Here is a 15,406-nt window from a genome sequence, read left to right as displayed (position 1 = left end):
ACAGGCTGAAGCGGAGAGCCCTCTATGGATTTGCAAACGGCGGTGTTGTCGGTCGTAGGCATTCTTGGAGGGCGTATCCTGAAACGTGAGGCTCAGGCAGATCCCACGCCCCACATCGTCGATCAGCTCATCGCCGAACGCACGCTCCACCTGTCGAAGCATCCGCTCTGGCCGGTCGTGCGGCCCGTTCTCTATCGCTTCCTCCACTACCGCGATGCGGTCGCCATGGCCGACGAGATCGCCGATCTCTCCGGCTGGGATGCGATGGTGTATCTGAGCCGTCTGCTGTCGCTCGATCTGACGGTAAGGGGGGCGGAGAACATCCCCGGGACAGGATGCTTCATCCTCGCGCCAACCCATCCCACGGGCATTGCGGACGGTATTGCCATTTTCGACCTGATGAAGCCCGTGCGCTCCGACATGGCTATTTTCGCCAATCGCGACGCCTTGCGCGTCAACCCGCTTTTCCGGGACCTCATCATCCCGGTCGAGTGGCGCGCCTCGGAAAAGTCCCACGCCAAGAGCCGCGATACCCTGACCATGACGGCCAGGGCCTTCACCGAGCAGCGGGCGATCATCCTTTTTCCGTCCGGCCGCATTGCCTACTGGAACGAGGATCGTCTCACCGAGCGGCCGTGGCAGCCCTCCGTCGTGGCGCTCGCCCGACGCTATGAGGTCCCGGTCATTCCGGTCAAGTTGACGGCCAGGAATTCCGGGCTTTTCTACCTGCTGTCGAAATACTCGACGGAACTTCGCGACATGACGCTGTTCCACGAGCTTCTGAACAAGAAGGGCCGTCGTTTCGACATCGTCGTCGGCAAGCCCATCCCGCCGTCCGCCCTGCGCGACGGCGAGCCCGCCGAGCTGGCTGCCCGCCTGCAGCATCATGCCGTGGAGGTTCTGGCCAGGGATCCGGACGCCGAGTTTTCGGGCTGAGAATCCTTCCTTTCACCTTGAGCCCGTCGAACGGGGGAACTTCCCGAAGGGGGAGTCTGTCACGAAGTGCGAAAGCGGGCCAGGGGGGCTCGAATGCCGGTATTCTCCTCCCCGCGCTTTGACAGGCCAAGCATGCGGGGAGGAGAAAAAGCAATTGGGCTAGCCGATCTTCTGGCCGGTCTTCGCCCAGTCGGCGAGGAAGGCGGCAAGCCCCTTTTCGGTCAGCGGATGCTTGACCAGCTCCTTGAGCACCGACGGCGGAACGGTCGCGATGTCGGCGCCGATGAGCGCGGCCTGCTTCACGTGATTGGCCGAGCGGATCGAGGCCGCGAGCACCTCGGTGCGGAAACCGTAGTTGTCGTAGATCTGCCGGATGTCGGCGATGAGCTGCATGCCGTCGAGGTTGATGTCGTCGAGGCGGCCGATGAAGGGCGAGATGAAGGTCGCGCCCGCCTTGGCGGCCAGCAGCGCCTGGTTCGCCGAGAAGCAGAGCGTGACATTGACCATCCGGCCATCGGAGGTCAGCGCCTTGCAGGCCTTCAGCCCGTCGAGCGTCAGCGGCACCTTGATGGCGATGTTGTCGCCGAGTTTGGAGAGGATGTCGGCTTCCCGCATCATTTCCTTGTACTCCGTGGCGGTCACTTCCGCGGAGACCGGACCGTCCACCAGGTCGGCGATTTCCTTGATCACTTCCAGCATGGGGCGGCCCGCCTTCATGATGAGCGACGGGTTGGTCGTTACGCCATCAAGGAAGCCATACTCGTACAGCTCGCGAATTTCGTTCACGTCTGCCGTATCGACAAAGAACTTCATCGGTATTCTCCTGATACTGACCAGCCAATGCGTGCCGGCCCGGGTGATTTTCCCGGGAATGGAAACTTGGCCTTGCTCTAATCCAAGAATCCGGCAAGGTCACCCCCAATGAGTCCAGAATCGAATATAGAACGTGTTGTTCCTGTGATGGTCCCCATGCCAGCGGAGCGTCCCTATTCCTATGGGGTGCCCGTGGGCATGCACATCGAGCCTGGTTCCATAGTCCGTGTGCCCCTCGGCCCCCGCGAGGTGGCTGGGGTTGTCTGGGACGGCGAAGGCGAGCTTGTTCCGGCCTCGAAACTGCGCAGGATCAGCCATGTCTTCGACTGTCCGCCGCTTCCGGCGGAAATGCGCAAGTTCATCGACTGGGTCGCCAACTACACCGTCTCCCCTCCCGGGATGGTCGCGCGCATGGCTCTACGGGCCCCGGCTGCCTTCGACCCTGAGCCGCCCGTCGAGGGCATCCGCCTGACCGGCCTTCAGCCGGACCGGCTCACGCCAGCGCGCAGGCGCGTGCTCGAACTGGCAGAGAACGGCCAGGCCTGGACCCGATCCGGCCTCGCCCATGCCGCCGGCGTCTCCTCCTCGGTAATAGACGGCCTCATCGAGCAGGGCGTATTCGAGCACATCGACCTGCCCGCCCAGCCTGTCGTGGCGCAACCCGACCCGGGTTTCGGCCGCGCGCAGCTTACGCCGGAACAGGAGGCAGTGGCAGCGAGGCTCCGCGAAAAGGTGGGACAGGGCGGCTATAGCGCCACTTTGCTCGATGGTGTGACCGGTTCCGGCAAGACGGAGGTCTATTTCGAGGCGGTCGCCGCCGCCCTGGAGCAGGGCAGGCAGGTTCTGATCCTGCTGCCGGAAATCGCGCTTACCCAGGCCTTTCTCGACCGGTTCCACGATCGTTTCGGGGCGCGCCCAGCGGAGTGGCACTCGGATCTTGCCCCGCGCAAGCGCGAGAAGGTCTGGCGCCAGGTGGCCGAAGGCCAGGTGCGCGTGGTGGCGGGCGCACGCTCGGCCCTTTTCCTGCCCTTCAGCGAGCTTGGCCTCATCGTCGTCGACGAGGAGCACGACCCTGCCTACAAGCAGGAGGACCGGGTCTTCTACAACGCCCGCGACATGAGCGTGGTGCGCGCCCGGATCGGCAACTTCCCGGTCATCCTCGCATCCGCCACGCCTTCGCTCGAAAGCCGCGTGAACGCCGAACAGGGGCGCTACGAACGCCTCGTCCTGCCGGTCCGTTTTGCCCAGGTGGCGATGCCCGACATCAGGGCCATCGACATGCGCCGTTCGCCGCCTCAGCCGGGCGGCTTCATCTCCCCGGCGCTGCTGGAGGCGATCTCCCAGACGCTCGCCCGCAAGGAACAGACGCTGCTGTTTCTCAACCGCCGCGGCTATGCCCCGCTCACCCTCTGCCGCGTCTGCGGCCATCGTTTTCAGTGCGAGAACTGCTCAAGCTGGCTGGTCGAGCACCGTTTCCGCAAGCAGCTCGTCTGCCACCACTGCGGCCACCATGAGCCGCGGCCGGAAGCCTGCCCGGAATGCGGCACGCTAGATCATCTCGTCCCCTGTGGCCCCGGCGTCGAGCGCATCGCCGAAGAGATTGACCATCATTTCCCCGATGCGCGCACCATCATCCTGTCGTCCGACCTGATTGGCGGCGTGAAGCGTCTGCGCCTCGAGCTCGAAGCCATCGCCAACGGCGAAGCCGACATTGTGGTGGGCACGCAGCTCGTCGCCAAGGGCCACAACTTCCCCGGCATGACGCTGGTGGGAATCATCGACGCCGATCTCGGCCTGTCGAACGGCGACCCGCGCGCGGCGGAGCGCACCTTCCAGCTGCTCCATCAGGTGACCGGCCGCGCCGGCCGCACCGGCCTGAAGAGTACCGGCCTGATCCAGACATACCAGCCGGAACATCCCGTCATGAAAGCGCTGGTCTCTGGCGATGCGGAAGCCTTCTATGCCCGGGAGGTTGAAGAACGCCGCCGGGCCGGACTGCCGCCCTTCGGCCGCCTTGCTTCCATCATCGTCAGCGCCGGCACGAAACCGGAAGCCGAGGGCTATGCCCGCGAGCTGCGGCGGGCGGCGGCCCATGCCCCGGAAATCGACGTCCTCGGCCCCGCCGAAGCGCCGATGGCCATGGTGGCAGGACGCCACCGTTTCCGGCTGCTCCTGCATGCCTCACGCCGTGCGGACATCCAGTCCTACATTCGAGCCTGGACGGCGCGGGCACCGAAGCCACGCGGCAGCGTCCGCGTCCAGATCGACATCGACCCGCAGAGTTTTCTCTGAAGCATATGCGCCACACCCTGCGGCTCGGCTCCGGCGTCGGCGACAACCTTGTGGAGTTGGCCGCCGAAAGCCTTTATATCGCTCGGGTTCATTGGAGAGGGTAAGATGGAGCTTGCGTTTCCGTGGCCATACAGCGAGGGCGAGTGGCTGGCCTGGGTCTCGGCCTGCGCGACGATCGTGCTCGGCCTGGTCGCCATGTTCGCGCCGCGCCTGCGATTCCGTGCGCTTCGCCTGCGCGATATAGAGGAGCATCCCGAGGCTCTGGCAGAATCACGCGCGCAGCTCGGCGGCTTCTACATTGGCATCGGGCTTGCCGCGGTGCTGTTCGCGCAGCCGTTGATCTACATGGCGCTCGGATTTGGCTGGGGCATGGCGTTTTTCGGCCGCGCGATCTCAGTATTGTCGGACAAGGCCCTGACGCTGCGCAATGCAGCGCATATGCTGATTTCGCTGGCTCTTGCGGTACTTCCGCTTGGTTATGCTTTCGGCATCATCCCTTAATCATACTGTGATTATTCTGGGGGATGCGACAAACCTGCTGCAACACGACAATTTCCACATGTTGCGAGTCGCTAAAGCCTGTGCTAGACGGCCTACGGCTTAAGCTTCGGGCAATGCTGGCCCGAGCGCCAACTGAATTTCAACAAGGTCTGGGATTAGCCCGAGTTTCAAGACTCTAGCGTCCGATCTCGCGACCTCAATCTGTGAGTAGGACCGTGGCACAAACTGGCTCAATGGTCTCCGGGGTGGCGGCGCGTTACGCTCGCTCGCTCTTCGAACTGGCCGAAGAAGCAGGCGCTACCACCGCGATCGAGAAGGATCTGGAGCGCTTTGAGGCGTTGCTGGAAGAAAGTGACGACCTCAAGCGTTTGATTTCTAGCCCTGTGTTCTCTGCCGAAGAGCAGCAGAGGGCGCTCGGCGCCGTGCTCGACAAGGCGAAGATTGGCGGCCTCGCAGGAAATTTCCTCCGCGTTGTAGCGCAGAACCGGCGACTCTTTGCGGTGCCGCAGATGATCCGCGCCTTCCGTGAAATTGCTGCGGAAGCTCGTGGCGAGGTGTCGGCGGAAGTGATGTCCGCCCATGCCTTGACGGCCGATCAGGAGAGTGCCCTTAAGGCTGCTCTCAAGGAAGTGGTTGGTAAGGAGGTTGTCGTGAAGGTGACGGTTGATCCGTCGCTGTTGGGCGGCCTCGTTGTCCGGGTTGGTTCCCGCCAGATCGATACGTCGCTTAGGACAAAACTCAATTCTCTCAAGGTTGCACTGAAAGAGGTCGGCTGATGGATATCCGCGCTGCGGAAATTTCCGCAATCCTCAAGGATCAGATAAAGAATTTCGGGGCGGAGGCCGAGGTCTCTGAGGTAGGCCAGGTGCTTTCCGTCGGTGACGGTATCGCCCGCGTCTACGGTCTGGACAACGTCCAGGCCGGTGAAATGGTCGAGTTCCCCGGCGGCATCCGCGGCATGGCGCTGAACCTCGAAGTCGACAACGTCGGCGTCGTGATCTTCGGTAACGACCGCGACATCAAGGAAGGCGACATCGTCAAGCGTACGGGCGCCATCGTTGACGTTCCGGTCGGTCCGGAGCTGCTGGGCCGCGTTGTGGACGCCCTCGGCAACCCGATCGACGGCAAGGGCCCGATCAATGCCAAGGAGCGCCGCCGCGTTGACGTGAAGGCCCCTGGCATCATTCCCCGCAAGTCGGTTCATGAGCCGATGTCCACCGGCCTCAAGGCGATCGACGCCCTCATCCCGATCGGCCGCGGCCAGCGCGAGCTCATCATCGGTGACCGCCAGACCGGCAAGACCGCCATCATTCTCGACACCTTCCTCAACCAGAAGCCGCTGAACCAGGGCGACGACGAGAGCCAGAAGCTCTACTGCGTCTACGTCGCTGTCGGTCAGAAGCGCTCCACGGTTGCCCAGTTCGTGAAGGTTCTGGAGGAGCGCGGCGCTCTCGAGTACTCGATCGTTATCGCCGCCACCGCCTCCGATCCGGCCCCGATGCAGTTCCTGGCTCCGTTCGCCGGCTGCGCCATGGGCGAGTACTTCCGCGACAACGGCAAGCATGCCCTGATCGCCTATGACGACCTGTCCAAGCAGGCCGTGGCCTACCGCCAGATGTCCCTGCTGCTCCGCCGTCCTCCGGGGCGTGAGGCTTACCCGGGCGACGTCTTCTACCTGCACTCCCGTCTGCTGGAGCGCGCAGCGAAGATGAACGACGAGATGGGCGCTGGCTCGCTGACGGCTCTGCCGGTCATCGAGACGCAGGCAAACGACGTGTCGGCCTACATCCCAACGAACGTGATCTCGATCACCGACGGCCAGATCTTCCTGGAGACGAACCTGTTCTTCCAGGGTATCCGTCCGGCCGTGAACGTCGGTCTGTCGGTGTCCCGCGTGGGTTCGGCCGCTCAGATCAAGGCCATGAAGCAGGTTGCTGGCTCCATCAAGGGTGAGCTCGCGCAGTACCGCGAAATGGCGGCCTTCGCCCAGTTCGGTTCGGACCTCGACGCCGCTACGCAGCGCCTGTTGAACCGCGGTGCGCGCCTGACCGAGCTGCTGAAGCAGCCGCAGTTCTCGCCGCTCAAGACCGAGGAGCAGGTTGCCGTCATTTTCGCTGGCGTGCAGGGCTTCCTCGACAAGCTGGCGCTGAAGGATGTGGGCCGCTTCGAGCAGGGGCTCCTGGCTCACCTGCGTAACGAGGGCACCATCCTTGAGACCATCCGCAAGGAAAAGGCTCTCTCCGACGAGCTTCGCGATCGCTTGAAGAAAGAGATCGAGAACTTCGCGAAGAACTTCTCCTAAGGGCTGAGCGGGCATGGCTTCACTCAAGGACCTACGCAACCGGATCGCTTCCGTTAAGGCGACGCAGAAAATCACCAAGGCGATGCAGATGGTCGCCGCGGCGAAGCTGCGTCGCGCCCAGGAGGCGGCCGAGGCTGCTCGTCCCTACGCTGAGCGCATGGGTGCGGTGCTAGCCAACGTGTCCGCATCCGTGTCCGGTGACGATGCTCCAGCCCTGATGCGGGGTACGGGCAAGGACGACGTGCATCTGCTCGTCGTCTGCACCGCTGAACGCGGTCTCTGCGGCAGCTTCAACAGCCAGATCGCGCGTCTTGCGCGCGATCACGCCCGGGCACTTCTCGCACAGGGCAAGCAGGTCAAGATCTTCTGCGTCGGTCGCAAGGGTTATGACCTTCTTCGGCGCGACTTCCCGAATCTGATTGCGGATCGGGTCGAGCTTCGCGAAGTCAAGCAGATCGGTTTCGCGAACGCGCACGATATCGCCACCAGGGTGATCAGCTCCTTCGAGCGCGGCGAGTTCGACGTCTGCACGCTGTTCTACTCGCAGTTCAAGTCCGTCATCAGCCAGGTCCCGACCGCCCAGCAGATCATTCCTGCCGCGGTTCCTGCGGTTGATGCCAACACTGCGGGCAACGGCGCGGTATACGATTATGAGCCGAACGCCGCGGCGATCCTGGAAGACCTGATCCCGCGCAACATTGCGGTGCAGATCTTCCGTGCTCTGCTCGAGAATGCCGCTGGTGAGATGGGCGCCAAGATGACGGCGATGGACAACGCGACCCGCAACGCGGGCGAGATGATCAACAAGCTGACCATCACCTACAACCGCCAGCGTCAGGCTCAGATCACCAAGGAACTGATCGAAATCATTTCGGGCGCGGAAGCGCTCTAACGGATCGAAGAGGTACAACGAATGGCTAAAGCAGCGGCAAAGACTGCGGAAGTCGCGGCCGGTGGAGCGGTAGGAACCATCAGGCAGGTTATCGGCGCGGTGGTGGACGTCCAGTTCAAGGACCATCTGCCCCCGATCCTGAACGCGCTTGAAACCGAAAACCAGGGCTCGCGTCTGGTTCTTGAGGTTGCCCAGCATCTTGGCGAGCACACCGTGCGCTGCATCGCCATGGACTCGACCGACGGTCTGGTCCGTGGTCAGGAAGTGCGCGACACGGGCGGCCCGATCAGCGTGCCGGTCGGCGAGCAGATGCTCGGCCGCATCGTCAACGTGATCGGCGAACCGGTGGATGAGGCTGGCCCCGTCACCGCCACCGAGGTTCGCAGCATCCATCAGCCTGCTCCGGCTTATGTCGAGCAGTCCACGGAGGCTCAGATCCTGGTCACGGGCATCAAGGTTCTTGACCTTCTGGCCCCCTACGCCAAGGGCGGCAAGATCGGCCTGTTCGGCGGCGCTGGTGTGGGCAAGACCGTGCTCATCCAGGAGCTCATCAACAACATCGCAAAGGCGCACGGCGGTTACTCCGTGTTCGCCGGCGTGGGCGAGCGTACCCGCGAGGGTAACGACCTGTACCACGAGTTCATCGAGTCCGGCGTGAACAAGCCGGGCGGTGGCGAGGGCTCGAAGGCCGCTCTCGTTTACGGCCAGATGAACGAGCCGCCCGGGGCCCGTGCCCGCGTCGCTCTGACCGGTCTGACCATCGCTGAGTACTTCCGCGACCAGGGTCAGGACGTGCTGTTCTTCGTGGACAACATCTTCCGCTTCACGCAGGCAGGTTCCGAGGTGTCCGCTCTGCTCGGCCGTATCCCGTCGGCCGTGGGTTATCAGCCGACGCTGGCCACCGACATGGGTGCCCTGCAGGAGCGCATCACCACGACCACCAAGGGCTCGATCACCTCGGTGCAGGCCATCTACGTTCCGGCTGACGACCTGACCGACCCGGCTCCGGCGACTTCGTTTGCCCACCTGGACGCGACGACGACGCTGAACCGTGCGATCGCCGAGAAGGGTATCTACCCGGCGGTGGACCCGCTGGACTCCACCTCGCGTATGCTTGACCCGATGATCGTCGGCGAGGAGCACTACAACGTTGCCCGTGCCGTTCAGGCCACGCTGCAGCGTTACAAGGCTCTGCAGGACATCATCGCCATTCTCGGCATGGACGAGCTGTCCGAAGAGGACAAGCTCACGGTTGCCCGCGCCCGCAAGATCGAGCGCTTCCTGTCGCAGCCGTTCCACGTCGCTGAGGTGTTCACCGGCCAGCCGGGCAAGCTCGTTGCCCTCGAGGACACGATCAAGGGCTTCAAGGGCCTGGTGAACGGCGAGTACGATCACCTGCCGGAAGCTGCCTTCTACATGGTCGGCACCATCGAGGATGCGATCGAGAAGGCCGAGCGTCTGGCACGTGAAGCTGCCTGATCCGATAGCGACTAGCGTTAGGGAGTAGCGGGTAGGAGGAACGGCGGAAGGATCTGAACTTCAGAGCGCTGCCGTTCCCCGCCTGCTAGCGATACATGGCCCAAAACTTCATCTTTGAACTGGTCTCCCCTGAGCGTCTCCTCATTTCCGAGGAGGTCCAGCACGTTGTTATCTCGGCGACTGAGGGTGAGATGACGGTCATGGCGGGCCACGCTCCAACCATGACGACCATCAAGCCGGGCCTGGTAACGGTCAAGCGCGCCAGCGGCGAGACTGCCCGGTTTGTGGTGATCGGCGGTTTTGCCGACATTACGCCGGATGGCTGCCGTCTCCTGGCGGAATCGGCCAGCACGGTTGAGGACTTCGACAAGGCTGCCCTGCAGCGCCGGATCGAGGAGCTGAAGGCCGAGATCGAGAGCAACCTCGAGAGCGAGGCGCGGACGAAGGCCGAGGAGTTCCTCGGTCATCTGACGACCCTCAATCACACACTGATGCCGCTCTGATCCGGTCACCGGCAAGACGGATTTCGACAAGACCCCGCCCTCGTGGCGGGGTTTTCTTTTCGGGACATAGGTCGACCGCCTGAACAAGGGCGTAGGTCATAACCGGCGATCGGACGAAGCGTGGGAGAGCCAATCCAGTGGGCCGGTGGTGTCGGGGGCGGCCCGTCGAAATGGCGATGGATCCCCCTGTCAGTGGGAAGGTGGAACCACCCAGCACGGGGCCCGCTACTGTCACTTGAGAATTCAGTCACCTGAGCATGACCAGGTGTCGGAGTGTCACCTCCTCCACATAGCGGGGATGGGCCGTGCATCGTGTCCTATGCAACTCAGCAAGGTTTGCGACTTGCGGAAGCATGCACACCGCCCCCTTTCTCTATACCGGGAAGAGTGCCTTTTGGCATTTCGGCCGCAGCGGGGCGGAGGCCTGGCACCTGACAGGGTGAGAGGTGGATCGCCCCCCTCCCGCTCCACAATGCGTGGAAAATTGAGCAACGGGCCGGAAGGTCATGATGCGGCTGTCTTGTGCCGCGCAGCCTCCGCGGCCGGAGCCCGAAAACAAAGCGGCCCCGCAGAGGGGGCCGCCGACAACTGTTAGAATACCTGACGCTGCCGTTACTCGCGGTTGTTGCCGAAGAACTGCAGCAGGAACATGAACAGGTTGATGAAGTCGAGGTACAGCGTCAGGGCGCCCATGATGGCCTTGCGGCCGGCGACGAGCGTGCTGTCACCCTCATAGTACATCTCCTTGATCCGCTGCGTGTCATAGGCGGTCAGACCGGCGAAGATCAGCACGCCGATCACCGAGACGGCGAACTGCAGCGCGCTCGAGGCCAGAAAGATGTTGACCAGCGAGGCGATGATGATGCCGAACAGGCCCATGATCAGGAACGAGCCCATACCCGACAGGTCACGCTGCGTCGTGTAGCCGTAGAGCGACAGGGCGCCGAACGAGGCCGCCGTGATGAAGAACACGCGGGTGATGCTCTCGCCGGTGTACACGAGGAAAATCGTGGACAGCGACAGGCCCATAAGCGCCGCATAGATCCAGAAGGTGGTCTGCGCCGCCGGCACGCTCAGGCTGCCTATGCGGAAGCTCATGAAGAACACGAGCGCCAGCGGGGCGAAGATGATGACCCACCGCAGCGGGCTGAGGTAGATCGCCTGGCCGAATGCGGTCAGCTGGCCGTCGGCAAAGGCGAAGTTATAAGCAACCAGCGCAGCCAGGCCGGTGATGGCCAGGCCGATGGCCATGAGGTTGTAGACGCGGATCATGTAGGCGCGCAGGCCCTCATCGATGACCGCGCCGGCCCGGGCGCCCGACGCCATACGAGCCTGATAATTGCGAAGGTCTGCCATAATTCCTCTTCCTTGCTATATCTTCCGTCCGGTGACGGCCCGTGGGCCGAACGCCGCTGGCGGAAGCCCAGCTTTGCGTAGCTGAAATATGATGTTACTTCAGGGCGAGAACAAGACCTTATTGCCCTCTAACTCCATTTTGTTGCCTGAGAGTTAGCAGCTCTTAACCTTTCGATTAGTTCCGTCCGTCACAGGACGCGCGTACTGGCGCGCCCTGCTCACAGATTCCGCAGGACCGGCGCGGCCTTGTGGCCGAGCACGCGCCAGGTTCCGATTAGCCCGAAGACGACCGTCAGCACGAGCGCGAGCGCCACGGTTCCGACGGCGACTTCCGGCAGCATGGTCCAGCTGAGTTTCATGATCCGCGCGACCACGTACCAGGACGCCACCGCCCCGGCCAGCAGGCCGAAAATTGCCGTCGCCAGCCCGATAAGCAGGTATTCATAGGCAAACGCCCGCACTAGCATCCGCCGTGTGGCGCCAAGCGTCTTCAGAACAACGGCGTCATGCACGCGCGCCTTGCTGCCCGCCGCGAGTGCTCCGGACAACACCAGCACCGAGGCTATCAGCGCCACGGATGCGGCCGCCCGGATGGCGGTCGAGAGCTGGCTCACTAGCTCGTTCACCACGTCCAGCGCGTCCTTCACGCGGATCGAGGTCACGGTAGGGAAAGCGCGGGTGATGGCGTTGAGCAGCCGCGATTCTTCCTCCGGCGTTGCATTCTCGGCCGTGAGTGTCGACAGCCACGCGTGCGGTGCGCCGGCGAACGTGTTGGGCGAGAACACCATTACGAAATTCATCGCCAGCGTTTCCCACTCGACGCGCCTGAAATTGGCGATGCGGGCCGTGATGTTGCGCCCGAGCACATTGACGGTGATCGTGTCGCCGAGCTTGAGCCCGAGTTCCTTCCCCTCCTGTGCCGAGAAGGAGACGAGCGGCTCGCCGTCATAGTTCTCCGGCCACCATTCGCCCTCCACTAGTGTGGAGTTCTCCGGAACGGTCGCGGAGTAGGTGATGCCCCGGTCGCCGCGCAGCACCCATTCCCCTTCCGGCGCGACCTTGAGGTTCCGCGTATCCTTGCCGTTAAGTTCGACAACGCGGCCCCGCAGCATCGGCACTCGGATCAGCTTGCCCGGCAGTTCCCGCTCGACCAGCATGCTGAAATCCTCGATCTCGTGCGGCTGGATGTCGACAAAGAAAAAGTTGGGCGCCACGTCCGGCAGCCGGTCTCCGATTTGCCGCCTGAGATTACCGTCGATGAGCGCGAGCGTGGCGAGCAGCGTGAGCCCTAGCCCGAGTGACACCACGACGGAAGGCGTCAGCGCCCCCGGCCGGTGGATGTTGCCGATCGCCAGCCGGAGCGCTGTCGAGCGCACCCGCGGCGCATGGCGGGCGATTGTCTGCACGAGGTCGCCCACCAGCCGCAGGACCAGGAAGGCGCAGACGGCGGAAACGACGAAGATCGTCGCGATCCGGCGCTCCTGCGCGTGGAAGATGGCGAGCAGCGCAAGCGCCACCGCGATCGCGAGCGCGGCGACGACATATGTCTTGCGCGGCCAGCCTCTCGCCTCGAAGCCCATTTCGCGGAACAGGGCCGTTGCCGGCACGTCGCGGGCGCGGCCAAGCGGCAGCAGCGCGAAGGCGAGCGTGGTCAGGATGCCGAACACCGCCGCCAGCGCGAGCGCGCGCGGGTAGAACCCCACTTCGCTCGGGATCGGCAGCAGCTGCTGGAGCGCCGCCTGCGCGCCGAAAGGCATCATCGCCCCTAGTGCGAGCCCCGCCGCGATGCCGACAAGGGCAATCAGCATGATCTGCAGGAGATAGACCAGCACCACGAAATTGCCGGACGCGCCGAGGCTCTTGAAGGTTGCGATCACTGACCGCTTGGAATCGAGATAGGCACGCACCGCATTGGCCACGCCCACGCCGCCGACCACCAGCGCGGTGAGCCCCACCAGCGTCAGGAACTGGGAGAATCGCTCCACATTGGACGAAAGCGACGGCGCGGCATTCTCGAACGTGCGGACGTTCCATCCCGCCTGCGGGAACAGCTTGCTGGCCTGGTTCCGAAGCGATTTCAGCGCATTGCTTCCCGATGGCGGCTCGGCCAGCTTCACCCGGTAGGCATACTGGAACAGGCTGCCCGGCTGGATGAGGCCCGCGGCCTTGAGCCCGTCGAGCGACACCATCAACCGCGGTGCGAAGCCGAAGCTTTCCGATACCGCGTCCGGTTCCGTCACCAGTACGGCGCGGATCTCGAACAGACCCCGTCCAAGCTTGACGCGTTCTCCCACCCTGATGCCCAGGCGGTCGAGCAGCAGGGAAGGCGCCACGGCGCCGAACGCGCCGTCCCTCTCGCCGAACAGTGTCTCGTGATCGAGCGGGGGGTCGGTGACGAGTGAGCCGTAGAGTGGGTAGGCTCCATCAACCGCCTTCACCTCGACGAGCGCCTGGTTGCTGCCGTCCTCCCGCTGCGCCATGGACCGCATGGACGCGCTTTCGGAGACCGTGCCGAGCGACGCGATCCACGCCTTTTCAGCGTCGTTCGCTTCGCGCTGGGTCAGGCGGAAGCGGATTTCGCCGCCGAGGATTTCCTGTCCCTGGCTGTCGACCGCGGCCGAAATGGACCGCGCCACGGAATTTACCCCGCCGATGGCAGCCACGCCGAGCGCGATGCAGGCAAGGAACACGAAGAAGCCGCGCAAGCCGCCCCGCATCTCGCGCAGCGCAAAGCGCAGGGCGAGTAGGGGCCGCAGCCCGCCCCTGGTGGGCTCGGTGGCGGATGGGAATATGGGGGTCTTCTGCAGCATGCCCGTCACTCACCGTTGGCCGTTGCCGGGGAGGGGGCATCGATGATTTGTCCGGAGCGCATCGTCACCTGCCGGTCGCAGCGTGCGGCAAGCGCCGGGTCGTGCGTCACCAGCACCAGCGTCGTCCCCCGCTCGGCTGCGGTTGAGAACAGCAGATCGGCAATCTGCCGCCCGGTCGTTTGGTCCAGATTGCCGGTGGGCTCGTCGGCAATGATGATCGCCGGCTGCGGCGCCAGCGCCCGCGCGATCGCCACGCGCTGCTGCTCGCCGCCGGAAAGTTCCCCGGGATAGTGTGTCACGCGGTCCTTGAGCCCGACGGCCGCGAGTTCCTGTTCGGCGACGGAGAACGGATCCGGATGGCCGGCCAGCTCCAGCGGCACGGCCACATTTTCCAGCGCCGTCATGTTGGGGATGAGGTGGAACGACTGGAACACGATGCCGATCGTCCTGCCGCGAAAGGAGGCCATGGCGTCCTCCGACAGCTGGTCGGTCCGCTGTCCTGCGATCCACACCTCGCCGGAATCGATCCGTTCCAGGCCCGCCATCACCATCAGCAGTGTGGACTTGCCCGACCCGGATGGCCCCACGATCGCCGTCGAATGGCCACGTTCCACCTGCAGGGTTACACCTCTCAGGACTTGAACGGAGGACGCGCCCTCGCCAAGCCGCAGGGACACGTTTTTCAGTTCAATGACGTGTGTTTTCATCGGGTCGGATTCCTGTATGGAGAGAGGTGTGCGGTTTCCAGCATATGGTGCAGGTTGCATGGCCAGTAAAGTTTTGCGCATTTTTGACGGGAAAGTCTCCTGGTTCACGAAGATTTTGATGTTTGCCGCCCTTGCGCTCTGGGCCGCGACTCCTTTCGCGCGCGCTGAAGCCTTCCAGATCGTCGGTTTTGGTGACAGCTTGATGGCCGGCTATCAGCTGGAGACCGGCGCCGGCTTCCCCGAACAGCTGGAACGGGCGCTGCGCGAACGTGGCTACGAGGTGGCAGTGACCAACGCCGGCGTCTCGGGTGACACCACCAGCGGCGGCCTCTCGCGCCTCGACTGGTCCGTGCCGGATGGCACCGACCTCGTGATCCTGGAGCTGGGCGCAAATGACATGCTGCGCGGCATAATGCCGGAGGCCACGGAGCAGAACCTCGAGAAGATGATCCAGCGCCTGAAGGAGCGGAACATCGGCATTCTGCTCGTGGGCATGTATGCCGCTCCCAACCTGGGCGAGGACTACGCTGCCCGCTTCAACGCCATCTATCCGCGTCTGGCCGAGAAACATGGCCTGCCATTCGTTCCGTTCTTTCTGGAAGGCGTGGCCGCCGAGCCGGAACTTCAGCTGGCTGACGGCATGCACCCGAACGCGAAGGGCGTGGAGCGGATGGTGGAAACCGTGCTGCCCGTCATCGAGCCCCTTGTCGCCAGGGGCGGAAAGACCATGTGATGGGACAACGTAACAAACCGCTTGCCCCGCAGCCGGTTCGGTGATTCGCTTATTGCCAGGCAGGTGTCACAATCTGGCGTTA

13 protein-coding genes are annotated in these 15,406 nt (G+C 63.7%); 9 read left to right on the top strand and 4 right to left on the bottom strand.

The window, feature by feature from the left end:
* The first annotated feature begins 24 nt into the window (after positions 1-24).
* Positions 25-936, top strand: coding sequence for a 1-acyl-sn-glycerol-3-phosphate acyltransferase (locus tag ABD906_RS08150; RefSeq protein WP_345099006.1), 912 nt, complete (start codon positions 25-27; stop codon positions 934-936).
* A 159-nt stretch (positions 937-1,095) separates the two neighbouring features.
* Here the strand turns inward: ABD906_RS08150 and fsa are convergent, their stop codons facing one another.
* A complete protein-coding gene (fsa, locus tag ABD906_RS08145; RefSeq protein ID WP_345099005.1) occupies positions 1,096-1,749 on the bottom strand; it encodes a fructose-6-phosphate aldolase in 654 nt (217 codons plus the stop codon).
* Between the two features lie 108 nt (positions 1,750-1,857).
* On the opposite strand from fsa, the gene ABD906_RS08140 reads away from it, so the two are divergent.
* The 7 genes from ABD906_RS08140 (at position 1,858) to ABD906_RS08110 (ending at position 9,718) form a co-directional block, all read left to right on the top strand.
* The gene (locus ABD906_RS08140; protein ID WP_345099004.1) at positions 1,858-4,041 is read left to right on the top strand and encodes a primosomal protein N'; all 2,184 of its coding nucleotides are present in this window, start codon (positions 1,858-1,860) and stop codon (positions 4,039-4,041) included.
* A 105-nt stretch (positions 4,042-4,146) separates the two neighbouring features.
* The gene (locus ABD906_RS08135) at positions 4,147-4,542 is read left to right on the top strand and encodes an AGROH133_08824 family phage infection protein (protein WP_345099003.1); all 396 of its coding nucleotides are present in this window, start codon (positions 4,147-4,149) and stop codon (positions 4,540-4,542) included.
* Positions 4,543-4,757: 215 nt separating this feature from the next.
* Positions 4,758-5,318 carry a F0F1 ATP synthase subunit delta gene (locus ABD906_RS08130; protein ID WP_345099002.1) on the top strand — a complete coding sequence of 187 codons (561 nt, stop codon included), beginning with the start codon at positions 4,758-4,760 and terminating at the stop codon, positions 5,316-5,318.
* A complete protein-coding gene (atpA, locus tag ABD906_RS08125) occupies positions 5,318-6,844 on the top strand; it encodes a F0F1 ATP synthase subunit alpha (protein WP_345099001.1) in 1,527 nt (508 codons plus the stop codon). Before ABD906_RS08130 ends, atpA begins: the two co-directional genes overlap by 1 nt.
* 13 nt (positions 6,845-6,857) lie before the next feature.
* Positions 6,858-7,736, top strand: coding sequence for a F0F1 ATP synthase subunit gamma (locus ABD906_RS08120; RefSeq protein ID WP_345099000.1), 879 nt, complete (start codon positions 6,858-6,860; stop codon positions 7,734-7,736).
* 21 nt (positions 7,737-7,757) lie between these two features.
* Positions 7,758-9,215, top strand: a complete 1,458-nt coding sequence (gene atpD, locus ABD906_RS08115) for a F0F1 ATP synthase subunit beta (protein WP_345098999.1) — start codon at positions 7,758-7,760, stop codon at positions 9,213-9,215.
* 95 nt (positions 9,216-9,310) lie between these two features.
* Positions 9,311-9,718, top strand: coding sequence for a F0F1 ATP synthase subunit epsilon (locus tag ABD906_RS08110; protein WP_345098998.1), 408 nt, complete (start codon positions 9,311-9,313; stop codon positions 9,716-9,718).
* A gap of 612 nt (positions 9,719-10,330) precedes the next feature.
* On the opposite strand, the gene ABD906_RS08105 is transcribed toward ABD906_RS08110, so the two are convergent.
* From ABD906_RS08105 to ABD906_RS08095, 3 genes are all read right to left on the bottom strand, one after another.
* The gene (locus ABD906_RS08105) at positions 10,331-11,074 is read right to left on the bottom strand and encodes a Bax inhibitor-1/YccA family protein (RefSeq protein ID WP_345098997.1); all 744 of its coding nucleotides are present in this window, start codon (positions 11,072-11,074) and stop codon (positions 10,331-10,333) included.
* A gap of 218 nt (positions 11,075-11,292) precedes the next feature.
* Positions 11,293-13,791, bottom strand: coding sequence for an ABC transporter permease (locus ABD906_RS08100; protein WP_345099071.1), 2,499 nt, complete (start codon positions 13,789-13,791; stop codon positions 11,293-11,295).
* Positions 13,792-13,889: 98 nt separating this feature from the next.
* The gene (locus ABD906_RS08095) at positions 13,890-14,591 is read right to left on the bottom strand and encodes an ABC transporter ATP-binding protein (protein ID WP_345098996.1); all 702 of its coding nucleotides are present in this window, start codon (positions 14,589-14,591) and stop codon (positions 13,890-13,892) included.
* 118 nt (positions 14,592-14,709) lie between these two features.
* Between ABD906_RS08095 and ABD906_RS08090 the strand changes: the two genes are divergently transcribed.
* Positions 14,710-15,324, top strand: a complete 615-nt coding sequence (locus ABD906_RS08090; RefSeq protein ID WP_345098995.1) for an arylesterase — start codon at positions 14,710-14,712, stop codon at positions 15,322-15,324.
* The last annotated feature ends 82 nt before the right edge of the window (positions 15,325-15,406 follow it).

It is taken from the genome of Chelativorans composti, assembly GCF_039541695.1.
GTDB classification, from domain to species: Bacteria; Pseudomonadota; Alphaproteobacteria; order Rhizobiales; family Rhizobiaceae; genus Chelativorans; species Chelativorans composti.
Note: the sequence above shows the minus strand (reverse complement) of the source record. Positions and strands in the feature narration are given on the sequence as shown.